The organism is Mycobacterium sp. (assembly GCF_036488105.1).
Classification (GTDB): domain Bacteria; phylum Actinomycetota; class Actinomycetes; order Mycobacteriales; family Mycobacteriaceae; genus Mycobacterium.
The window spans coordinates 1-21933 of the sequence record NZ_DASXHW010000556.1; the positions used below are offsets into that span (position 1 = coordinate 1).

Here is a 21933-nt window from a genome sequence, read left to right on the forward strand (position 1 = left end):
CTCGTTGCGGATCGCGCCGACGTGCTCGAGGCGTAACCGGTGGTCGTCGCGGGGATGCCGGCGGAGGGCTTCTTCGTAGACGTCGAGGATGGTGTCCACTCAGGCGTCGCCCTGCACGTGGCAGGCCATCGGCCAGCCCAGCGGAAAGTAGGCCCCGACGATCTCGGTCAGCTGTTCGGCGGTGTAGTTGGCGTGGCCGCAGGAACCGGGCGTGACGCCGATGGTGCGGGTGGCGGCGGTGTCCAGATACGGGAAGGACAGGGCGATGTTGCCGATCCACGGCGAGCCGTCCACCCAGATCTTGATGCCGACCTGGCGCACCACGTCGTCGCCGTCGCCGGGTGTGGCGGTGGTCGACATCTGCGGATTCGACATCTCGTAGGTCCGCAGCCGGACGGTGAGTTGGCCGCGCAGGCCATCGACCAGTGGGCGAAGCGCTGGATCGAACGCCATCTCCGAGCAGGTGGTCAGCCCGGCCCGGTTAAGCCGGGCGCACTCGGCAAGCAACATCGCCGGGTAGTCGCTGGGCGCAATAGCGCCTTTGAGGAGCGGGAACACCGCGCTGGTTTCTTCGGCGGTGCCGTCTAGCTCGCCGTGTGCGTCGCGGCCGAACTTGGCGCCCTTGGGGTCAGCGGTGTCGCGGTTGAGGCTGGCGCGCTGGGCGGCGCACGAGTTGAAGAAGGCCTTGTGTCCGGAGTTGTGAATGATCACCAGCGGACCGTCCGGCGCGATCTCATCCAGCCAGCTCAGCGTCGGCTCCGGCAACCCGTTCTGCAGCAGCGGATCCCAGCCGTTGAGGTAGGCACCGTCGGGCCCGCGGCGTGCCACCTCGCGGCGAACCGCGGCGACCACCTCGTCGGCGTCGCGCATCGTGACCGGCCGGATGTCCACCAGCCGGTCGGACAGCGCGATCGCCTCCATCAGCGGATGGCCATGTGCCTCAATCAATCCCGGCATGACACAGCCGTCACCGATATCGACGGTGTGGGTGTTCGGGCCGATGAAATCGGCCACCTCGGACCGGTCACCCACCGCGACGATCCGGCCGTCGGCCACCGCAAGCGCCTCGGCGGTGGGCCTGGTGTCGTCGACGGTTAAGACGGTTCCGGTGATGACGAGGTCTGCGGCGGCCATGGGCACCAAGCCTAGTGATGGCCGAGGCGGCGGAGGGGGTAGCAGACACAAATTGCAACACGTTCTAGTCTGGCCACATGAGTGACGAGCTGCTGCGCAACCCGACCCATAACGGCCACTTGTTCGTAGGCGCGCTCAAGCGCCACAAGGACAGGCCGGTGCTGTTCCTCGGCAACACCACGCTGACCGGTGGTCAGCTTGCCGAACGTGTCAGCCAGTACATCCAGGCTTTCGAGGCGCTCGGCGCCGGCAGCGGCGTCACGGTCGGCATGCTGTCGCTCAACCGCCCCGAGGTGCTGATGATCCTCGGCGCCAGCCAGACCCAGGGATACCGGCGCACCGCCCTGCACCCACTGGGTTCGCTGGACGACCACGCCTACGTGCTCTCCGATGCCGGTGCCACGGCGCTGATCATCGACCCGAACCCGATGTTCGTCGAGCGAGCCCTGGGCCTGCTGGACAAGGTCGACTCGCTGAAGAAGATCCTGACCATCGGGCCGGTGCCCGAGGAGCTGAAAGATGTCGCGGTCGACCTGTCCGCCGAGGCGGCCAAGTACTCCCCGCAGCCAATAGTCGTGGCGGACTTGCCGCCTGACCACATCGGCGGGCTGACCTACACCGGCGGCACGACCGGCAAGCCCAAGGGCGTGATCGGCACCACCGGCAACATCGCCACGATGACGCAGATCCAGCTCGCGGAGTGGGAATGGCCGGAGCACCCGCGGTTCCTGATGTGCACGCCGCTGTCGCATGCCGGTGCGGCGTTCTTCACGCCCACGGTGGTCAAGGGCGGCGAGATGGTGGTGCTGGGCAAGTTCGACCCAGCCGAGGTGTTGAAAGTCATTGAAGAGCAGCGCATTACGGCCACGATGCTGGTGCCCTCGATGCTGTATGCGCTGATGGACCACCCGGATTCGCACACCCGCGACCTGTCGTCACTGGAGACCGTCTACTACGGCGCCTCGGCCATGAACCCGGTCCGGCTGGCCGAGGCCATCCAGCGGTTCGGCCCGATCTTCGCCCAGTACTACGGCCAATCCGAGGCGCCGATGGCGATCACCTATCTGGCCAAGGCTGACCACGACGAGAAACGGCTGACATCATGCGGACGCCCGACGCTGTTCGCGCGGGTGGCGCTGCTCGGCGAGGACGGCAAGCCGGTGCCGCAGGGTGAGCCGGGCGAAATCTGTGTCAGTGGGCCACTTTTGGCCGGCGGCTACTGGCATCTGCCGGAAGCGACGGCCGAGACGTTCAAGGACGGCTGGCTGCACACCGGCGACATGGCCCGCGAAGACGAAGACGGCTTCTACTTCATCGTCGACCGGGTCAAGGACATGATCGTCACCGGCGGATTCAACGTCTTCCCCCGCGAGGTGGAGGACGTCATCGCCGAGCACCCGTCGGTGGCGCAGGTGTGTGTCGTCGGCACGCCGGACGACAAGTGGGGCGAAGCCGTCACCGCCGTGGTGGTCTTGCGCGAAGACGCCGCCCGCGATGACGCGGCGGTCGAGGCGATGACCGCCGAGGTCCAGTCCGCGGTCAAGGACCGCAAGGGATCGGTGCAGTCACCCAAGCGGGTCGTGGTCGTCGACGCGCTGCCGTTGACTGGGCTGGGCAAGCCGGACAAGAAGGCCGTGCGGGCGCGCTTTTGGGAAGGCGCGGGCCGCGCCGTCGGCTGAGTTTTCGGGTCGAGCGCGACAGTGCCGTCACGCTCGCGGTCGAGCGTGACTGCAACGTCACGCTCGGCGATATAGCTAGAGCCCGACTCCGCCAACTTTGTCGATCCGGACGTGGGTCACGAATCCGGGCGGCGCATCCTTCGGCGGGAACACGCTGGGGTCCAGCAGTGCCTCCGACAGAGTTTCGAGCAGCTCCGGCGCGCCGCCCTCTTCGATCCGCGCGGTCCCGTCGATCGCCAGATACGGCCGCAGGCTTTTGCCCACGTCCCCGGGATGCGCGATCGTCACCGCGACGCGAGGGTCGCGGCGGATGTTGCGGACCTTCTTGTGCTCGGCGAGATGTCCGGTCACCAGCTCGTCGCCGTCGGGCGTGGACCGCAGGGCCACCCAGACAAGCGATACCTGTGGGCTGCCGTCGGGATTCAGCGTGACCAAGGTGGCGTCGGCGCCGTCGCCGATCAGTTCACGCGCAGCATCGTTGAGTTTCATGCGGTGTACTACCCCCGAACATGTCAATTGATTCCCGACGTGGCGACGCCGGCGACCAACAGGTCGAGCAGCCGGCCGGTCTGCTCGGGTGAACCGCTGGCCAGCATCAGTCCGATCAGGCTGGACAGCACGTCTTCGGCCTGCACATCGGAACGCAGACTGCCATCGTCGGCGCCGGCCCGCAGCAGCATGCCGACCGCGCCGAGGATGCTGTCGCGCGTCTGAGTGGGCTCCATGGCGCCGGACTCGAATATCGCCTGCAGCGATTCGGCCATCCCGCGCTTGGCGGCGACGAAGCTCGCATAGCGGTCCATCCACCGGCGCAGCGCGGTCTTCGGCGGATGCCGCTTGAGCAGCTGCTCGGCGGCAACGGCCACTTCGGCGAGCTCAGTCCGGTAAATCGCCTCGACCAGCGCCTCCCGATTGGGGAAATGGCGATACAGCGTGCCGATGCCGACGCCGGCGTCGCGGGCGATTGACTCCAGCGACACCGGCCGCCCGTCGGCGGCGGCGAATGCGGCGGTCGCCACTTCGAGTAGCTTCTCCCGATTGCGGCGCGCGTCGGACCGAACACTCTCGACCAAAGCGGAGGATCCTCCGTTTCTGCTACAGTCGAACAAACGGAGGGTCCTCCGAATTTCTACCAGTGTCTCACGACTAGAGGAGCACCATGACTGACAAGCCACATCCCGGCGGCGCCGGCCGCATCGGCACCTACCCGGTCGCCCGCGTCGGCTACGGCGCCATGCAACTGTTCGAGCCCTCGCTCGACGACGCGGTCGGCGTACTGCGCCGCGCGGTCCAACTCGGCGTCGACCACATCGACACCGCATCGTTCTACGGCCCCGGCGAGGTGAACCGCCGGATCCGCAAAGCGCTGGCGCCCTACCCCGACGACCTCGTCATCGTCAGCAAGGTGGGTGCGCGATTCACCGGCGACGACCCGATACCCCTGGCTCCGGCGCAACGGCCCGCCGAGTTGCGCGCCGCCGTCGAAGACGACCTCAGCCAACTGGGCGTCGACCGGATACCGGTGGTGAACCTGCGGCGCATGGATCTGGGGCCGGGCGTGGCCGTCGAAGGTGACCAGGTCGTCGACCTCGACGATCAGCTGGCCGAGATGATCGCGCTGCGCGACGAAGGCAAGATCGGCGGGATTGGCGTCAGCAGTGTGCCGCTGGCGATCCTGCAACGCGCGCTGCCTGCCGGCATCGCGTGCGTGCAGAACTCCTACAGCCTGATGGACCGCTCACAGGAGGACATGCTCGACGTCTGCGCCGCCGAGAACATCGCCTGGGTGCCGTATTTCCCGCTCGGCTCGGCATTTCCCGGTTTCCCCAAGGCGTCCGACAACGCCGCGGTGATCGACATCGCCGGCGAGGTCGGCGCTACGCCGGCTCAAGTCGGTTTGGCCTGGCTGCTGGCGCATGCGCCGACGACGTTGCTGATTCCGGGAACGCGGTCGATCGCACACCTCGAGGAGAACCTCGGCGCCGGCGACCTGACTCTGGACGCCGAGGCGATCGCGCGGCTGGACGCCGTCACCGCGCCCGGATCCAGCGCAATGCCCGATGGCATCGAGGGGTTCCTCGAACAGGATTAGTGGTCAGCCGATCGCGGCGCCGACGAGATGGCCGATCACGTAGGTGATCGCCAGAGCCAGTCCCCCGCCGACGAAATTGCGCAGTGCCGCACGGTATTTCGACGCCCCACCAAGTCTGGCCGAGACCGCGCCGGTGATCACCAAAGCTAACAGCACCGCCGTTACGGTGATCGGAATCCGCAGTGCGATCGGTGCGACCAGGATGGCGATCAGTGGCAACAACGCGCCCACGCTGAACGCGCACGCCGACGACAGTGCGGCGTGCCACGGGTTGGTCAGCTCCGCGGGATCGAAGCCAAGCTCGATCTCGGCGTGCGCGATCATCGGATCGTGGTCGGTGAGTTCCTCGGCGGCAGTGCGCGCGGTCGCCGCCGACATCCCCTTGCCCTCGAGCAATGCCGCGAGTTCGTCCAGCTCTGCGCTGGGGTCGGCCCGAAGCTCGCGCCATTCCTGCTGCAGCAGAGCCTGTTCGGTGTCGCGCTGCGCGCTGACCGACACATATTCACCGAGTGCCATCGACACCGCGCCGGCGGCCAACCCGGCGATTCCGGCGGTCATGATCGGGCCGCGCGCCACCGTCGCCGCGGCGACACCGACGACGATGCCCGCCGTCGAGACGATCCCGTCGTTGGCGCCCAGGACCCCCGCGCGTAGCCAATTCAGGCGTGCCGAGACCGAACCCAGATGAGGCTCATGCGGATGGGACACGGGCAAAAGACTAACAACGTCAGCGAGTACCGTTTCATGAAGCGTGCCGGCCTGGTAACCGAAGGCCGCCGGGACGAATTCGAAGCATTGGCCGGCCGCTGCGCGGTCTTTCTACTGGATGGAATTCAATAGCCTTGAGCGACAATCCTTTTCACGCTGATGAATGGAAGCCGGTCGACGGATTCGGTGACCTGACCGATATCACCTATCACCGCCACGTCGCAGACCCGACCGTGCGGGTGGCGTTCAACCGGCCCGAGGTGCGCAACGCGTTTCGCCCGCACACCGTCGACGAGCTCTACCGCGTGCTCGACCACGCCCGGATGTCGCCCGACGTCGGCGTGGTGCTGCTGACCGGCAACGGGCCGTCGCCGAAGGACGGCGGTTGGGCGTTCTGCTCCGGCGGCGATCAGCGCATCCGCGGCCGCAGCGGCTACCAGTACGCCGCGGGCGAGACCGCGGACACCGTCGACGCCGCCCGTGCCGGCCGGCTGCACATCCTCGAAGTGCAGCGGCTGATCCGCTTCATGCCCAAGGTGGTGATCTGCCTGGTCAACGGCTGGGCCGCGGGCGGTGGGCACAGCCTGCACGTGGTCTGCGACCTGACCATGGCCAGCCGCGAGCACGCCCGGTTCAAGCAGACCGACGCCGACGTCGGCAGCTTCGACGGCGGCTACGGCAGCGCGTACCTGGCTCGACAGGTCGGCCAGAAGTTCGCCCGCGAGGTCTTCTTCCTCGGCCGGCCCTACACAGCCGAGCAGATGCACCACATGGGCGCGGTCAACGCCGTCGTCGACCACGCCGAGCTGGAGTCGGAGGCCATCCAGTGGGCTGCCGAAATCAACGCGAAATCGCCTCAGGCGCAACGGATGCTGAAGTACGCGTTCAACCTGCTCGACGACGGGCTGGTGGGCCAGCAGCTGTTCGCCGGTGAGGCCACCCGGCTGGCGTACATGACCGACGAGGCCGTGGAAGGCCGTGACGCGTTCCTGGAGAAACGGCCGCCGGATTGGAGCGCGTTCCCCCGCTACTTCTAGCAACGGGGGGCCGAGCGTGACGCTGGCGTCACGGCGGAGCGCCAGCGTGACGCCAGCGTCACGGTCGAGCCGAGCGGCGCCACCTAGACTCCCGACTTGTGAGTAAGAATCCACTGCAGCGACTAGCCGAGCAGATCACGCTGGCCACCATGCGCCCGCCGCTGACCCCGCGTCTGCTGCCCCGGCCGGGGGCCACCAAGATCGACCTCGCCGGCAAGCGCGTCCTGCTCACCGGGGCCTCGTCCGGCATCGGCGAATCCGCCGCCGAACAATTCGCCCGCCACGGCGCCACCGTGGTCGCGGTGGCCCGCCGCCAGGATCTGCTCGACGACCTGGTCGGCCGCATTACCGAAAGCGGCGGCAACGCGACAGCGATTTCCTGCGACCTGTCCGATCTGGATGCCGTCGACGCGGTGGTCGCCGACGTCGAGCAGCGGTTCGGCGGGGTGGACATTCTGATCAACAACGCCGGGCGGTCCATCCGCCGGCCGCTGGCCGAGTCGTTGGAGCGCTGGCACGACGTCGACCGGACCATGGTGCTCAACTACTACTCCCCACTGCGGCTGATCCGCGGCATCGCGCCCGGGATGCTGCAGCGCGGCGACGGGCACATCATCAACGTCGCGACCTGGGGCGTGTTCAGCGAGCCGTCGCCGTTGTTCGCCGTCTACAACGCATCGAAGGCCGCGCTGTCGGCGGTCAGCCGCGTGATCGAAACCGAATGGGCGACAAAGGGTGTGCACTCGACCACGCTGTACTACCCGCTGGTGGCCACCCCGATGATCGCGCCGACAAAGGAGTATCAGGGGTTGCCGGCGCTGACCTCCGAGGAGGCCGCGGGCTGGATGATCACCGCGGCGCGCACCCGCCCGGTCCGCATCGCGCCGCGGATGGCGCTGGCCGCGCAGGCGATTGACACCGTCGTTCCGGGGCTGGCGACCACAATGATCAGGCGGCAGCGACTCCAACCGAACAGGCCGGCGTGATAGACACGACGGCATGGAGATTCTCGCCAGCCGGATGCTGTTTCGGCCGGTGGATTACCAGCGGTCGCTGAGCTTCTACCGCGACCAGATCGGTTTGGCGATATTCCGCGACTACGGCGCGGGCACGGTGTTCTACGCCGGCCAGTCGCTGATCGAGTTGGCCGACCACGGCGCACCGGAAGACTCGGCCGGGCCGTTCACCGGCGCGCTGTGGCTTCAGGTGCGCGATGTGGTCGCGACGCAGGCCGAGCTGGAAAGTAGAGGCGTCACGATCGCCCGCGAGGCCCGCCAGGAACCGTGGGGTCTGCACGAAATGCATGTGGTCGATCCGGACGGCGTGCTGCTGATCTTCGTCCAGATTCCACCGGAGCACCCATTGCGGCGCGACACCCGCGGTTAAAGAGGTGAACCACAGGCGAACTTCTGACGACGAGCAGCGATATACCTTGGAATACCGCATCCGTTCTTTCGACAACGGCACCTCGCTACCCCAGAATTAGGCCCGTGAACCTTCAGTTGTTCCTGTTGATCATCGTCGTGATCACCGCCCTCGCATTCGATTTCACGAACGGCTTCCACGACACCGCAAATGCCATGGCTACTTCCATCGCCAGCGGCGCACTCAAGCCGAAGCAGGCGGTGACGCTCTCGGCGGTGTTGAACCTCTTCGGAGCGTTCCTGTCCACTGCCGTCGCTGGGACGATCGCCAAGGACCTGGTGAACGGTCACCTGGTGACGCTGCAGCTGGTGTTCGCCGGCCTGGTCGGTGGGATCGTCTGGAACCTGCTGACCTGGCTGCTGGGTATCCCGTCGAGCTCGTCGCACGCCCTGGTCGGTGGCATCGTCGGCGCCATGATCGCCGCGGCCGGCGCGCACGGGGTGATCTGGACCGGCGTGGTGTCCCGCGTGCTGATTCCGGCCCTGGTGTCGGTGGTGTTGGCCGGCCTCGTCGGAGCGGTGGGCACCTGGCTGGTGTACCGGATCAATCGGGGTGTCCCGGAGGAGCGCAGCGAAACTGCGTTCCGCCGCGGTCAGGTCTTCTCGGCCTCCCTCGTGTCGCTGGCCCACGGCACCAACGACGCGCAGAAGACGATGGGCGTGATCTTCCTGGCGCTGATCTCGTACGGCGCGGTCAGCCGGACCCAAGCCCTGCCGCCGTTCTGGGTGATCTTCGCCTGCGCGTGCGCGATGGCACTGGGCACTTACACCGGCGGCTGGCGGATCATCCGCACCATGGGTAAGGGCCTCGTCGAGATCAAGTCGCCGCAAGGCATGGCCGCTGAGTCGTCTTCGGCAGTCATCATTCTGCTGTCGGCTCAGTTCGGGTACGCGTTGTCCACCACTCAGGTGGTGACCGGATCCGTACTCGGTAGCGGCGTCGGCAAACCCGGCGGCGAGGTGCGCTGGGGAGTCGCCGGCCGGATGGCGACCGCATGGCTGATCACGCTGCCCGCGGCCGGCCTGGTGGGTGCCGTCACTTATTGGGTGGTCCATGGGATCGGTGGTTTCGCCGGCTCGATCGTCGGCTTCGCCCTGCTGGTGGCGGTGTCCTCGGTCATCTACCTGCGGTCGCGCAAGACGAAGGTGGACAGCAGCAACGTCAACGCCGAGTGGAAGGGCGACCTGACCGCCGGACTTGACGAAGAGGGCCATCTGGGCGTCGCCGGCGCGCCCATCGGCAACGGAGACGTTTCCGGTGCTGCGCCCCACACCCCCCAGGCTAAGAAAGCGGGCACGCCATGAGCCACTGGTTCAACTACCAGGCTTCGTTGAAGATTCTGATCTTCGGCCTGCTCCTCGGTAGCGGGCTGCCCGCGTTGTTTGCGCTCGCGGTACGGGTGGGCTCCGGCGGTGCCGGTGTCCAAGGTTCCGACGGCGCAGCCGTGGCCCACAAGAATCCGGCGCTGACCGCCATCAGCTACGCGTTGTACGCATTGACGCTGGCAGCGGTTGTCGTCGGCGTGCTGTACATCGCCCGCGAGTTCATTGGGGCGCACACCGGTCTTTACATCCTCGGAGCCAAGCCCGCGTAAAGTCAGAATTTATTCTGTTTTGAGGCTTACCGAGCGTCCGGCGGGGGAAGTGGACTCATTGTGAACCGATTCCTGAGTTCGGTGGTCGCGTGGCTGCGCGCGGGATACCCGGAAGGCATTCCGCCGACCGATTACTTCCCGGTGCTCGCCTTGTTGTCTCGCCGGCTGAGCAACGACGACGTCAAGTTGGTGGCCGGCGAACTGATGCAGCGCGGCGACTTCGACCACGTCGACATCGGTGTGCTGATCACCCAGATGACCGACGAACTGCCCTCGCCGGAGGATATCGAGCGGGTGCGGGAGCGGCTGGCCGCCAAGGGCTGGCCGCTCGACAACGCCCGCGACGGCGAGGAGTCGGCCGGATAGCCGTCCTGCGCGCATTCGCCGTGGCGCAGGGCTCCTCGGCGAGCCCACTGCTTGCCGAGCTCGACGACGTCCTGAATGGCCGCGCATCCGCGCTGGTGCCGGTCGGTGCCGATGATTCCGCAATGGCGGCGCTGCGAGTGGGCGAGGATATCGACGACGACGTCGCCCTGGTCGTGACGACGTCAGGCACCACCGGTACCCCGAAAGGCGCGCTGCTGACCGCCTCGGCCCTGACCGCCAGCGCCGAGGTCACCCACGACCGGCTGGGTGGGCCCGGCCGATGGCTGCTGGCGTTGCCGTCGTATCACATCGCCGGCATCCAGGTGCTGGTGCGCAGCCTGCTGGCCGGCACCGTCCCGGTCGAGCTGGGCGTCTCGACCGGCTTCGATATCAGCCAATTGCCTTCTGCCGTAGACGAACTCGGCTCCGGGCGGCGCTACACCGCGCTGGTTGCCACGCAGCTGGCCAAGGCGCTGGACGACCCGGCCGCCGCCGCCGCGCTGGCCGGCCTCGACGCCGTGCTGATCGGCGGCGGCCCGGCCCCGCGACAGGTCCTCGACGCCGCGGCAAGCGCCGGCGTCAACGTGGTGCGCACCTACGGCATGAGCGAGACCGCCGGCGGCTGCGTCTACGACGGCGTCCCGCTCGACGGCGTCAAGGTGCGGGTCGACCCTGACGGCCGGATCGTGCTCGGCGGCCCGACGCTGGCCAAGGGTTATCGCAATCCACCCGACCCCGACCCGTTCGCCGAGCCGGGCTGGTTCCGCACCGACGACATTGGCGTCGTTGACGATTCGGGTGTGCTCAGCGTGCTCGGCCGAGCCGACGACGCGATCAGCACCGGCGGGTTGACGGTGCTGCCGCAGCCGGTCGAGGCGGCGTTGCGGACCCATCCCGCAGTCGCCGACTGCGCGGTGTTCGGAGTGGCCGACGAACGCCTCGGCCAGCGGGTGACTGCCGCGGTCGTAGTTGCCGATGGTTGCGCTGCACCCTCACTCGACGCGCTGCGTACCCACGTGATGCGCACTCTGGACCACACCGCCGCGCCTCGCGAGATGCACGTCGTCGACGCGCTGCCGATGCGCGGCATCGGCAAGGTGGACCGGTCGGCGCTGGTCCGGCTGGCCGGAAACCGCTTGTCCTAGCGACACTTGTGCGCCTAGCTGCTCACACCGGATGTCATAATGCCCAGATGAACCGGCCCGAAGTCATCGAGTGTTCGATGGCGACCGGGCTTTGAGTAACGGACGAGAAGATGCATCGCCACATCATTGTCAGCGGTGACGATGCGCTGGCCACCACAATCGCCGACGAGCTGAAACACGCGGGCGCGACGGTTGTCCGGATGGCGACCGGGGAGACATCCGAGGCGGGCGTCACCCGCGAGCTCACCCTCGCCGACGTCTCGCACGCGCTCGCGGTGGTCTGCGCGGGTGACGACGATGCGGTAAATCTCGAAATCGCTTTGCTGGCAAGGAAAGCCAACCCCAATCTGCGCGTGGTGTCGCGGGTTGCCAACGATGTTCTGCGCGAAGCGGTCAACCACGACAACGGCCCCGGGGCGATCCTCGACGTCGCCGACCTGGCCGCGCCGGCGGTGGTGGAAGCCTGCCTGTCCCAGACCACCCACGATTTCGATGCCGCCGGAATGAACTTCGTCGTCGCGGGCAAAACGGCGTCGCGCGAGGCGACGTTGCGTGAACTCTACGGCGACCTGCCGCCCGTGGCGATCATCCACGGCGAAGACTCACCCGACCCTGGTGAGCTGGACATATGTCCCGGTCGCGATCAGCGGGTGCACGCCGGTGACTGGACGATGATGATCGGCACCGCCGACGAGCTTGCCGCCCAGGGCATCAGGGTCCCCCGCTCGACCCGGGCGCGCCCGCGGCGCCCGCTGTTGCGGCGTGCGGTCGACACCGTCCGCGGCCTGGTCAACGACGTGAACCCGACGTTTTATCCGGTCGTCGCCGCGACGTTGGTCCTGCTGATCGGCGCCACGATTACCTTGCGATTCGGGTATCGTCCCCCGCCCAGGATGGGCTGGGTCGACGCGTTCTACTTCACGGTCGAAACGATGACCACGACCGGCTACGGCGACTTCAGCTTTGTGAACCAGCCCACCTGGCTGCGCACGTTCTCCACGCTGCTGATGTTCAGCGGCGTGACCACGACCGCGTTGTTGGTCTCGTTCATCGCCGACGTATTGCTGTCGCGCCGTTTTGTTTTCGCTTCGGCACGCCCTCGGGTAGGGCATCTGCGCAACCACATCGTGGTCGTCGGGCTCAGCGGACTCGGCATGCGAGTGGTCAGCGACCTGACCGCGGCGGGCCACGACGTCGCGGTGATCGAGCGCAACGAGGACAACCGCTTCCTGTCAGCGGTGCGCGATCTCGACGTACCGGTCATCTTCGGCGATGCCACCTTGCGCCAGACTCTGCAGGCCGCGCGGGTGGATCGCGCCCGAGCGGTGGCGGTGCTGACCCGCGACGACATCATCAATATCGAAACCGGCATCGTGCTGAGCGAAATGCTGGGCCGCAAGACTGCGACCAGAGAGCACTGGACCGACATCCCACTGGTGCTACGGGTCTACGACCGCACGTTGGGCTTCGCGGTGGCGCAGCGGTTCGGATTCGAGAACGTGCGCTCCACCGTCGAGCTGGCCGCACCGTGGTTCATCGGTGCGGCGATCGGCCTGCAGGTGCTGGGCACGTTCTCGGTGGGCCAGAACTCATTCGTGGTCGGCGGGATGCAGGTGGCCGCCGGCAGCGAGCTCGACGGGCTGCGGATGTTCGAAATGTCCAGTCAGGCCCGCGTCATCGCCATCACGACGTCCAACGGCCTGGTCAAGCTGCACCCCCGCCGTGACGCGAGGTTGCACGCCGACGACACCGTCTACCTGGTCGGGCCGTATCGGGAATTGATCGACACCCTGCGCAAAGGTCGGCCGCCCCGCCCGGCCCCCGACGAGGAGCGCCAGCGCGAAGCGAAGACCGGCTGAGCGGTCACGCGTCGTCGAACGGAAGCGGCACGCCGGTGTGCGCTAGGCACTCGGTACAGGCATGTTCGGCGTCCACCCGGCCGATCGCGTCGCGCACGAGATTTTTGAACGGCTCGATGTTCTTCGCGAACTCGCTGATCACCTGGTCGACTTTCACCCCGCCGCCGACATCGATACCGGCATCCAGGTCGGTCACCAAAGCAATTGCCGCATAGCAGATTTCGAGCTCGCGGGCCAACACCGCCTCCGGATAGCCGGTCATGTTGATCAGGGTGAAGCCCGCGGCGGCGAACCATTGACTTTCCGCGCGGGTAGAAAATCGCGGCCCCTCGATGACGACCATGGTGCCGCCGTCGACCACCTCGGGCAGGCCGGTGGCCGCCGAACGCAACGTCGGGCAGTACGGATCGGCGAAGGACACGTGCGCCGCGCCGGAGTCGTAGTAGGTGTCGGCGCGACGACGAGTCCGGTCCACCAGTTGATCGGGCACCACGATGGCGCCCGGGCCGTGATCGGTCGTCAGGCTGCCGACCGCGCACGGGGCGAAGATCTGCCGGACCCCTAGCGCGCGGAGCGCCCACATGTTGGCCCGGTAGGGCACCTTGTGCGCCGGGAACCGATGGTCGGCCCCGTGCCGGGGCAGAAACGCCACCTCATGCTCCCCGATCGAGCCGACCGTGACCGGCGCGCTGGGTTCGCCGTAGGGCGTGTCCAGGTTGACGCTGCGCGCGGCAGAGTCGAAGAAGGTGTAGAAGCCGCTGCCGCCAATCACTCCAAGCACGGTGATCATTCTTGTGCACGCGCATGGAACGATTGGGGGGTGGCCAGTCTTGCGCAGTGGATCGCCGGTGCGCGACCGCGAACACTTCCCAACGCCATCGCACCGGTGATCGCCGGTACCGGCGCCGCCGCCTGGCTGCACGCCGCGGTCTGGTGGAAGGCGCTGCTTGCGCTGGCCGTCGCGCTGGCGCTGATCGTCGGGGTGAACTTCGCGAACGACTACTCCGACGGCATCCGCGGCACCGACGACAACCGGGCGGGTCCGGTGCGGCTGGTCGGTTCGCGACTGGCGACGCCTCGGGCAGTCCTGACGGTGGCGCTGGCCAGCCTGACTGTCGGCGCGATGGCCGGACTGGCGCTCGCGCTGACCAGTGCGCCGTGGCTGATCGCGGTCGGCGCGTTGTGCATCGCCGGGGCATGGCTGTACACCGGCGGCTCGAAACCGTACGGCTACGCCGGCACTGGCGAAATCGCCGTGTTCCTGTTCTTCGGTCTGGTCGCGGTGCTCGGCACCCAGTACACGCAGGCACTGCGAGTCGACTGGGTGGGTCTGGCGTTGGCGGTGACGACGGGTGCGTTGTCGTCGGCGGTGTTGGTAGCCAACAACCTGCGAGATATCCCGACCGACGGGGCGTCCGGCAAGATCACGTTGGCGGTGCGGCTGGGCGACACAAGGACGCGCATTCTGTACCAGGCGTTGCTGGCCGTCGCCGCCGTTCTCACGCTGGCGCTGACAGCCGCCACGCCCTGGTGCGCGGCCGGATTGGTGGCCACACCGCTGGCGCTGCGAGCCGCGGCTCCGGTGCGCGCCGGGCGGACCGGGCCCGAGCTGATCCCGGTGTTGCGCGATACCGGCCTGACCATGCTGGTCTGGTCGATCGCGGTGGCAGCCGCGTTGACGCTGACGGCCTGACGTGCTTTCGACTGTGGCTCCAGGCTTCGAGTGTGCACTCAGGGCGGGAGCCGGCGGCTTGGGTTCAGGGGCGAGGCGCGCCCTCAGCGCACACTCGAGACCGTCATTGCACACTCGACGAGGATCCGCGGCTACGCGGCCTTTTCCAACAGGTTGACGACCGCCGCGCGCAATTGCGCGGCGTAGACGTGCTCGGCGATCAAGCCAATGGCCGCATTGTCGCCACCTCGCAGGATACCCAGCAGGAGGTGCTCGCATCGGATTTCGTTGTCCTTGTGCGCCAACGCTTCTCGAAGCGCCAGTTCCAAGACCTTTTTGGCCCCGTGACTGAACGAAATGTGCCCCCGGGGGCGGCGACGTCGGCCTGACCGGGACACGGCGTTGTCGAAAGCGTCGGCGCCGAAAGTTCGGGCCACGCTGTCGCGAACGGCCCGCAGATCAATTCCGATTGTGCTCAGCGCGTCCGCGTCCTCGTCGAAAGACTGGTCACCGGTCGAGGTTTCGGCCAGTCGGGTCCGGACAAACTCGGCGGTCAACCCGTAGCCGGTCAACACCGCCGAGAGCTCCTCGCCTGCAGCCTGCAGGATTCCGAGAAGCAAGTGCTGCGAACCCGTTTCGCGGTCACATAGTTCGCGGGCCTCTTCCTGGGCCAGCATGACTGCCACCCGGGCGTTTCGGGTAAATCGCTCGAACATCGGTCATCTCCTCCGGTTGTATTTCTGGTGCACCGCCTGCCTACTCACGCCGAGCGTGTTGGCGATCGCCTGCCAGCTCCAGCCCTGCTCGCGTGCGTTGGCAACGTGGATTGCCTCCAGCCGCTCCTGAAGCCGCTGCAGGGCACGGACCGCGCGAAGCCCGACGGCAGGGTCGGAACTACCCGCGGCGTCCATGGCGAGACCCAGGGGAAGGTCGGTCATTTCGCTCACGCTTGTCAAGCTAACTTGACGTTTAAGATGTGTCAAGGAAAGTTGACGCGCCCGTTTCAGTCGGCCGCGTCGACGTCAGCCGTCGGGCGGGGTCTCACCACGCAGTCGGGCCCGCAGTTGCGCACGGTCGTGGCGACGGCGTTCGGTGGCGGCATCGATGCCCGCGGTGGCCCGGCGTCGCAACGGCGCGAACAGCCACATCCCCAGCGGCATCGCGATGACGAGCGCGAACAGCAGAGCGACGACGAGCGGAAATTCCTGCACGCCAAGGCCTCGACCGGTCCCATAGATCACTGCTGTGAGTGCGATCACCAACACCAGTCGGGCCGCCACGTACAGCAAAACGCTGACGACTGCGCGGCCAGCGGAGCTCTGTCCGTTTGACACAGTGCGAGCCTAGGTCGCCGCGTATATTCAGACCAAGGAGGTGTTGAGTGCTGTACCTACTCCTGGTCCTGATTCTCGGAACAGTGGTCTACGTTGGCTGGCGCGTGGCCCGTTCACAGGTCAACCGCCCGAAGAGCCGCGTCATCGGGCCCGACGACGATCCGGACTTCCTGTGGCGGTTGACCCATGGTGACAACAACCCGCGTTAGCGCATTGATGGCCCTGCTTCTCCCCGGGCCGTTTCGGCCCGAATCGGCGCAGGGCTAGATGAAGTGCTCGTTGGATCGGCGCTGATCGCTCGGAAACCCCTCTGCGACAATAGCTGCCAGCTCGATCAGGGCTTCCCGGGTCTCCCGCTTCAGCCGGTTCAGGTCGATCTCGGCGCCTTCTTCGAGATGTGGGTCGAACGGCACCAAACGCACTGCGCGGCAACGCCGCGAGAAATGATCGACCACTTTTTGCATGTCGACCTTGCCCGATCGTGGCCGCACCGCGTTGATCACCGCAATCGAATTGCTGACCAGATCTTCGTGGCCGTGCGCGTCGAGCCAGTCCAACGTGGCTGAGGCGCTGCGCGCACCGTCGATCGAACCCGAGCTGACCACGACCAGGGCGTCGGCCTTGTCCAGCACCGACGTCATCGCGGAATGCAAAAGCCCAGTGCCACAGTCGGTCAGCACGAGACCGTAGAACCGCTCGAGGATCTGCAGCGTCTGCGCGTAATCGTCAGCGCTGAAGGCCTCCGACATTGCCGGATCGCTTTCAGACGCAAGCACCTCCAGCCTGCTGGGTCCCTGCGAGGTGTAGCCGCGGACGTCGCTGTAGCGGTCAATGCCCTCCGCGTCGCGCAGCAGGTGCCGAACGGTCGCCGGCGTCTCCAGCGGCACCTTCTGGCTCAGCGTGCCGCGATCGGGGTTGGCATCGACGGCCACCACCCGGTCGCCGCGGATCGACGCGAAGGTCGCGCCCAGCGTCGCAGTGATGGTGGTTTTGCCGACGCCGCCCTTCAGCGAGAGCATCGCGATGCGGTAGCAACCCCGCAGCGGCCTGTTCACCTGCACGGTCAGGTCGTTGTACCGCATCGTCCGCGGGCTTTCGCCGACGTTGATCAACTGACCTGACAGGCGAAACAGCCACCGCCGCCAGCCCTCCGTTGGCGGCGGTTTGACCTGGCGCAGCAGCGTGCTGGTGGACAACTCCGGGTAGCGCGACGGCGGCAAGTTCGGTTGCGGATATCCAATGTCCCCCGATACCGAAGGCGGCGGTCCCCCGTAGTTGCCGTAGACCCGCCGGGGCGCTTCCCCGGATTCGACGACCCGCGGAATTCCTTGGTACGGCGTCTCTGCCCATGCCCGCGGTTCACCGCGGGTCGGCGGCAGCGGTGCGTTCTGCGTCGCGTTGTCGCTGAATCGGCGTTCGGTGCGGAACCCCGCGAACACCCGGGTGGCCGGTTCGGCGTCGGGCGGCTGTGGCGGCAGTGCGGTCGTCGGATGCTCTTCGCGGCCGCCGGCGTTCGCGTCGTTTGACGGATGGTCAGACACGTGAAAATCCCCTCGTTGCAATACTCCGGTCGCTGGTCGGCGAACGGTCTCCTAATCGAAGATAACGCAGCGCCGACGGCGGCCTTCTGACCTGGGCTTATCCCACTCCGGCGTAGGAGTGCAGGCCGACGGTCACCAGGTTGACGAAGAACAGGTTGAACACCATGGCCACAAAGCCGACCACGTTGATCCAGGCGGCTTTCCTGTCCCGCCAGCCCGCCGTCGAGCGGGCGTGCAGGTAAGCGGCGTAGACCACCCAGGCGATGAACGCCACCGTCTCCTTGGGGTCCCAGCCCCAGTAGCGGCCCCAGGCCTGCTCGGCCCAGATGGCGCCAAAGATCACCCCGAAGCCGAAGACCGGGAACCCGAAGATCGTGGTCCGGTAGGCGATCCGATCCAGCGTCTGCGCGTCGGGCAGCCGCTGTACCAGCTGGGCAAATCCACCCGGGTTGTCCGGCTCACCCAGCCGGGAGGTCCGCAACAGGAACAGGATGCTGGCCACCCCGGCGACCATGAACACACCCGAACCCAGGCTGACCACCGACACGTGGATGGGCAGCCAGTAGGACTGCAGCGCGGGCATCACCGGCGCGGCGTTGGTGTAGAGCCAACGTCCGGACACCGTCAGCAATATGAGCACCGGCAGCAGCAGGAAGACCCACAGCGGACGGTATTGCGGACGGCGCAGCACGATCGCGCCGGCGACCAGCCCGCAGAAGCAGGTCAGGTTGATGAACTCGTACATATTGCCCCACGGCACCCGCTGGGTGGCCAGACCGCGCAGGACGATGCAACCGAACAAGAACCCGATTCCGGCGTAGACCAGGATCAGCCCGGCCCGCCCGATCCGCTCGTCGAACGGCCGGCGCGGGGCGCCGGTGACGACGCCGGGGGTCACGCTGTCGGCAGCCACCGACCCAGCGCTCACCAGCTCGCGCTCGGCTTCGCGGCTGCGCGTGTAGGCGAGCTCGAAGGCCAGCAGCAGCAACGCGACCACCATGATCACCACCGCGGACGTGAACGCCCAATCGGAGTTGCGCGCCAGACCGAGGTGAATGTGCGAGGTGTTCATTCCAGGCTCCTCCCGGTACCGACCGGCTCGGCAGCCGACGTCGTCAATCCCTGCTGAAGACGCTCGACGATGCGCTCGAATTCGTCGCCCCAGCCGGCGTTGTCGGTGCGCGCCAAACCGCCTACCTGGACGTTCACCGTACCGGGCGTTCCTGGCAGGAGCCGAACCCAGATCCGCCGCCGGCGCACCAGCAGCGACACCACCAGCCCGGCCATCATCGCGATCGCGGACACCAGCACCCAGATCTGGCCCGGGTCGTGCGAGACCTGCAGGTTGACGAACGGCACGGCGCCGTCGAAACGTACGACGGTGCCCGTCGCCGGGCCCTGGTCGATCCGCACCTGGTCGCCGACGCGCAGGTTGACCCGCTTGACCCGGTTGAGCCGGTGCTGATCGATGAGGCGCGGATCCAGGGAGTACAGCGACTGCGGCCGGCCGGTGTCCAGGCCGGTGTCACCGGAATAGATGTCGACGGCGACCGCCGGGGCATTCAGCGCGGGAAAGCTCGACGACAGCAGAGTGCCCTCGAGTTGTTCGGTCGGTGCGAGCAGACCCTGGATGGCGATCTGGTGTTTGCGACGTTCGACGGCGTCCGGGTACGTCCCGGCGGGCGGGTCGATGCGGGCCACCCCCGACGACAGCAGCGTGCGCGCATTGTCGGGCCGCCACTGGACCGTCGAGCTGCGGATCTGCCCGTCCGGGAAGACCACGGTGAACGTCGGCGCGTAACCGTGGCCCTGCAGGTAGACCCGGTCGCCGCTGACTCGCAGCGGGTGGTTGACCTCCAGCCGGTAAGGCCGCCAACTGCCGCCGGTGAGATCGCGACCGGACTGGTAGTCGATATCCGCGGCGAACGACGTCGCCTGCCCGGACGGCAGATACTTTGCCTTGAAGTCGTTGACACGCAAGCAGATCGGGTGCAGCGACGTGCCGTCGACGGTGTTGCCGGCCCGGAAAGAGTCGAACGCCGCAGGTGATGCCGAGCAGAACCCGGGACCGCCGTCGGCGATGACGACGACGTTGCCCTCGTAGCCGAACAGTTTGCCGGCGGCCACCGCGACGAGCAGACCCAGCAGCGAGAAATGGAAGATCAGGTTGCCGAATTCGCGCAGATAGCCTTTCTCCGCGGAGATTTCGATTCCCTCGTCGCGTCGGACGACGGTGCGCCAGCCACGCAGGTGCCCCGCCATCGTCGTCGCCACATCGTCGGGTTCACCGGCTACGGTGGCCGCGGCGTGCTTGGGCAGTCGGGTCAGGTTGCGCGGTGCCGGCACCGGCGTTGCCCGCATGCTGCGGGCGTGCTCGATCATCCGCGGCGTCAGGCAGCCCAGCAGCGACACGAACAGCAGCGTGTAGATCGCGGTGAACCAGAAGCTGCCAAAAACGTTGAACGCCTGCAGTTTATCCAGCCACGGCCCGAGCTTCGGGTGGGCGGCCAGGTAGTCGGCTACCTTGCCGGCGTTGAGGCTGCGCTGCGGCAGCAGCGCGCCGGGCATCGCGCCCAGCGCCAGCAGGAACAGCAGGACCAGCGCGGTGCCCATCGACGTCAGCGCGCGCCAGGTGTTGCGGGCCCACGCGAATAGCCGGCTCAAATCGGCAACCTCACATCCGATACGACCGCGTCGCGCAGCCAGGACACGAAGTCGTTCCACCCGCCGCTGACCAGCGCGACGCCCACCGCGATCAGCAGCACACCGCCGAAGATCTGCAGCGCGTGCGAGTGGCGTCGCAGCCAGTCGAGGCCGGCGACGGCCGACGCCGACCCAAAAGCCAACAGCACGAACGGGATTCCCAACCCGAGGCAGTACGCGATCACCAGCACGATGCCCCGCGCCACGCTGGCGCCGTCGGTCGCGGATGCGACCGTGATGACCCCGGCCAGCGTCGGGCCCAGACACGGCGTCCAACCCAACGCGAACACCGCGCCAAGCAGCGGCGCCCCGGCCAGGGTCGACAGCTGCCGCGGCGCGAACCGGAACTGGCGTTGCAGCGCGGGCACATATCCCACGAACACCAGGCCCATCAGGATGGTCAGCACGCCGCCGACCCGTTGCAGCACAAGCTGATTGGTGATCAGCGTGGTCGTCATGCCCAGCACAGCGACCGTGCCGAGCAGGAACACCACGGTGAACCCGGCGACGAACAACGCTGCCGACCCGGTGACTCGCCACCGCGCATTCGGCGGAGCATTGTCCGATTCGTCGACGCCGACGACGGCGGCCAGATACGACAAGTAGCCGGGCACCAGCGGTACCACGCACGGCGATGCGAACGACACCAGCCCGGCCAGCAGGGACACCGCCAGCGCGAGTACAAGCGGTCCGGCGGCGGCGGTTTCGGTGAAACTCATTGCGGCCCCGATTCTGCGGCGATCCGCTGCACCACCGGCTGGAGGTCCTCGGCGAGCAGCTCGCGCAGGAACACCGCAGCCACCCGGTGGCCGCGGTCGAGCACCAGCGTGGACGGAATCACCGAAGTGGGGTACTTGCCGCCGAACGCGATCATCGTCCGCATCGCCGGGTCGTAGATCGATGGGAACGTCACCTTGCGGTCTTTGACGAAGTCCTGGGCCGCCTGACGGTTGTTGTCGCGTACGTCGATACCCAGCATCGCCACCCCGTTGGCGCGGGTGACGTCGTACACCTGCTGCAGCGCGGAAGCCTCGGCCCGGCACGGCCCGCACCACTGACCCCAGACGTTGATGACGACGACCTTGCCGGTGAAATCGTGGACCGACACCGTGCGGGCCGGATCCATCAACTCCGGGCCGGACACCGGTCCCGGTCTGCCGCGGTGGCCGGGCGGGTCGTAGAAGATGTCGGTTTTGCCTCCGGGAGAGACGAATTCGAAGGTGCCGCCTTGCGCGACCGCGTCGTCACCGTGCGAGCAGCCGACCAGCAGGCCGGCTACTGCTACGGCGACGAACGCCAGCCGCCGCCTGGTCAACTGAGTGCCGGCTCGCTGTACAGCACGTCGATCAGCCGGTCGCCGTCGTACACCAGCGACGTCACCGAACCGACCGCGCAATCCCGGCGACGCGGGTCGTGCCAGAGCCGCTTGCCGGTCAGCGACAACCGCCCCGTCCACACCGGGAGCTGATGGCTGACGCACACGGCTTCGTGGCCGGCCGCCCGCGCGCGGGCCTTGTCTATCGCGGTCGTCATGCGGGCCGCGATCTGCTTGTACGGCTCACCCCACGACGGGGTGAACGGGTTGCGCAGCTGCCACCAGAACCGCGGGTCCCGCCAGGCGCCGTCGCCCGGACCTACTCGCTT

Annotated in this window: 25 protein-coding genes and 2 pseudogenes; 13 read left to right on the plus strand and 14 right to left on the minus strand. The window is 67.3% G+C overall.

The features are described from left to right. Window positions 1-1134, minus strand: a pseudogene (locus tag VGH54_RS29205) (amidohydrolase); the annotation flags it as partial. Between the two features lie 77 nt (window positions 1135-1211). On the opposite strand from VGH54_RS29205, the gene fadD8 reads away from it, so the two are divergent. Next, entirely contained in the window at window positions 1212-2813 is a 1602-nt protein-coding gene (gene fadD8 / locus VGH54_RS29210) for a fatty-acid--CoA ligase FadD8 (protein ID WP_331515666.1), read from the plus strand. A gap of 75 nt (window positions 2814-2888) precedes the next feature. Here the strand turns inward: fadD8 and VGH54_RS29215 are convergent, their stop codons facing one another. Both VGH54_RS29215 and VGH54_RS29220 read right to left on the minus strand, forming a co-directional pair. Continuing rightward, window positions 2889-3302, minus strand: coding sequence for a PPOX class F420-dependent oxidoreductase (locus VGH54_RS29215; RefSeq protein WP_331515667.1), 414 nt, complete (start codon window positions 3300-3302; stop codon window positions 2889-2891). 23 nt (window positions 3303-3325) lie between these two features. Continuing rightward, window positions 3326-3886, minus strand: coding sequence for a TetR/AcrR family transcriptional regulator (locus tag VGH54_RS29220; RefSeq protein ID WP_331515668.1), 561 nt, complete (start codon window positions 3884-3886; stop codon window positions 3326-3328). 86 nt (window positions 3887-3972) lie between these two features. On the opposite strand from VGH54_RS29220, the gene VGH54_RS29225 reads away from it, so the two are divergent. Next, entirely contained in the window at window positions 3973-4905 is a 933-nt protein-coding gene (locus VGH54_RS29225; RefSeq protein ID WP_331515669.1) for an aldo/keto reductase, read from the plus strand. A 3-nt stretch (window positions 4906-4908) separates the two neighbouring features. On the opposite strand, the gene VGH54_RS29230 is transcribed toward VGH54_RS29225, so the two are convergent. Further along, a complete protein-coding gene (locus tag VGH54_RS29230) occupies window positions 4909-5613 on the minus strand; it encodes a VIT1/CCC1 transporter family protein (protein WP_414688836.1) in 705 nt (234 codons plus the stop codon). Window positions 5614-5646: 33 nt separating this feature from the next. Between VGH54_RS29230 and VGH54_RS29235 the strand changes: the two are divergent. The 9 genes and pseudogenes from VGH54_RS29235 to VGH54_RS29275 form a co-directional block, all read left to right on the plus strand. Next, window positions 5647-5745 (plus strand): annotated as a pseudogene (locus VGH54_RS29235) (deazaflavin-dependent nitroreductase); the annotation flags it as partial. A 2-nt stretch (window positions 5746-5747) separates the two neighbouring features. Then, window positions 5748-6650 (plus strand): 1,4-dihydroxy-2-naphthoyl-CoA synthase, encoded by a 903-nt coding sequence (locus tag VGH54_RS29240; protein WP_331515671.1) that lies wholly within the window; start codon window positions 5748-5750, stop codon window positions 6648-6650. Window positions 6651-6748: 98 nt separating this feature from the next. After that, complete coding sequence (locus VGH54_RS29245) at window positions 6749-7636, plus strand: SDR family oxidoreductase (protein ID WP_331515672.1); 888 nt, start codon at window positions 6749-6751, stop codon at window positions 7634-7636. 13 nt (window positions 7637-7649) lie between these two features. Further along, on the plus strand, window positions 7650-8036 hold the full coding sequence (locus VGH54_RS29250) for a VOC family protein (RefSeq protein ID WP_331515673.1): 387 nt from the start codon (window positions 7650-7652) through the stop codon (window positions 8034-8036). Between the two features lie 104 nt (window positions 8037-8140). Beyond that, on the plus strand, window positions 8141-9379 hold the full coding sequence (locus tag VGH54_RS29255) for an inorganic phosphate transporter (protein WP_331515674.1): 1239 nt from the start codon (window positions 8141-8143) through the stop codon (window positions 9377-9379). After that, window positions 9376-9669: a hypothetical protein gene (locus VGH54_RS29260; RefSeq protein ID WP_331515675.1), complete on the plus strand. Its 294-nt coding sequence runs from the start codon at window positions 9376-9378 to the stop codon at window positions 9667-9669. Before VGH54_RS29255 ends, VGH54_RS29260 begins: the two co-directional genes overlap by 4 nt. Window positions 9670-9729: 60 nt before the next feature. Further along, on the plus strand, window positions 9730-10035 hold the full coding sequence (locus tag VGH54_RS29265) for a DUF3349 domain-containing protein (RefSeq protein ID WP_331515676.1): 306 nt from the start codon (window positions 9730-9732) through the stop codon (window positions 10033-10035). A 71-nt stretch (window positions 10036-10106) separates the two neighbouring features. Further along, complete coding sequence (menE, locus tag VGH54_RS29270; RefSeq protein WP_414688837.1) at window positions 10107-11180, plus strand: o-succinylbenzoate--CoA ligase; 1074 nt, start codon at window positions 10107-10109, stop codon at window positions 11178-11180. Between the two features lie 110 nt (window positions 11181-11290). Beyond that, window positions 11291-13039, plus strand: coding sequence for an NAD-binding protein (locus VGH54_RS29275; RefSeq protein ID WP_331515678.1), 1749 nt, complete (start codon window positions 11291-11293; stop codon window positions 13037-13039). Between the two features lie 4 nt (window positions 13040-13043). On the opposite strand, the gene VGH54_RS29280 is transcribed toward VGH54_RS29275, so the two are convergent. Next, the gene (locus tag VGH54_RS29280) at window positions 13044-13820 is read right to left on the minus strand and encodes an S-methyl-5'-thioadenosine phosphorylase (protein ID WP_331515680.1); all 777 of its coding nucleotides are present in this window, start codon (window positions 13818-13820) and stop codon (window positions 13044-13046) included. Window positions 13821-13859: 39 nt separating this feature from the next. Here VGH54_RS29280 and VGH54_RS29285 point away from each other — a divergent pair, with 39 nt between their 5' ends. Continuing rightward, on the plus strand, window positions 13860-14732 hold the full coding sequence (locus tag VGH54_RS29285) for a 1,4-dihydroxy-2-naphthoate polyprenyltransferase (RefSeq protein ID WP_331515681.1): 873 nt from the start codon (window positions 13860-13862) through the stop codon (window positions 14730-14732). A 131-nt stretch (window positions 14733-14863) separates the two neighbouring features. On the opposite strand, the gene VGH54_RS29290 is transcribed toward VGH54_RS29285, so the two are convergent. From VGH54_RS29290 to VGH54_RS29300, 3 genes are all read right to left on the minus strand, one after another. Next, window positions 14864-15427: a Clp protease N-terminal domain-containing protein gene (locus tag VGH54_RS29290; RefSeq protein ID WP_331515682.1), complete on the minus strand. Its 564-nt coding sequence runs from the start codon at window positions 15425-15427 to the stop codon at window positions 14864-14866. Window positions 15428-15430: 3 nt separating this feature from the next. Next, window positions 15431-15649: a helix-turn-helix domain-containing protein gene (locus VGH54_RS29295; RefSeq protein ID WP_331515692.1), complete on the minus strand. Its 219-nt coding sequence runs from the start codon at window positions 15647-15649 to the stop codon at window positions 15431-15433. A gap of 84 nt (window positions 15650-15733) precedes the next feature. Beyond that, a complete protein-coding gene (locus VGH54_RS29300) occupies window positions 15734-16045 on the minus strand; it encodes a DUF4229 domain-containing protein (RefSeq protein WP_331515683.1) in 312 nt (103 codons plus the stop codon). Between the two features lie 47 nt (window positions 16046-16092). Here VGH54_RS29300 and VGH54_RS29305 point away from each other — a divergent pair, with 47 nt between their 5' ends. Continuing rightward, window positions 16093-16254 carry a hypothetical protein gene (locus tag VGH54_RS29305; protein ID WP_331515685.1) on the plus strand — a complete coding sequence of 54 codons (162 nt, stop codon included), beginning with the start codon at window positions 16093-16095 and terminating at the stop codon, window positions 16252-16254. Between the two features lie 54 nt (window positions 16255-16308). Here the strand turns inward: VGH54_RS29305 and VGH54_RS29310 are convergent, their stop codons facing one another. The 6 genes from VGH54_RS29310 to VGH54_RS29335 form a co-directional block, all read right to left on the minus strand. Beyond that, a complete protein-coding gene (locus VGH54_RS29310; protein WP_331515686.1) occupies window positions 16309-17586 on the minus strand; it encodes a MinD/ParA family ATP-binding protein in 1278 nt (425 codons plus the stop codon). A gap of 97 nt (window positions 17587-17683) precedes the next feature. After that, window positions 17684-18658, minus strand: a complete 975-nt coding sequence (ccsB, locus tag VGH54_RS29315) for a c-type cytochrome biogenesis protein CcsB (RefSeq protein WP_331515688.1) — start codon at window positions 18656-18658, stop codon at window positions 17684-17686. Next, on the minus strand, window positions 18655-20199 hold the full coding sequence (locus tag VGH54_RS29320) for a cytochrome c biogenesis protein ResB (RefSeq protein ID WP_331515693.1): 1545 nt from the start codon (window positions 20197-20199) through the stop codon (window positions 18655-18657). The genes ccsB and VGH54_RS29320 overlap by 4 nt, the downstream gene beginning before the upstream one ends. 47 nt (window positions 20200-20246) lie before the next feature. Next, a complete protein-coding gene (locus VGH54_RS29325; RefSeq protein ID WP_331515689.1) occupies window positions 20247-21008 on the minus strand; it encodes a cytochrome c biogenesis CcdA family protein in 762 nt (253 codons plus the stop codon). After that, window positions 21005-21604 carry a TlpA disulfide reductase family protein gene (locus tag VGH54_RS29330; RefSeq protein WP_331515690.1) on the minus strand — a complete coding sequence of 200 codons (600 nt, stop codon included), beginning with the start codon at window positions 21602-21604 and terminating at the stop codon, window positions 21005-21007. Before VGH54_RS29330 ends, VGH54_RS29325 begins: the two co-directional genes overlap by 4 nt. Then, the coding region (locus VGH54_RS29335) for a histidine phosphatase family protein (protein WP_331515691.1) at window positions 21601-21933 on the minus strand (333 nt) is incomplete at its 5' end. The genes VGH54_RS29335 and VGH54_RS29330, both read right to left, overlap by 4 nt.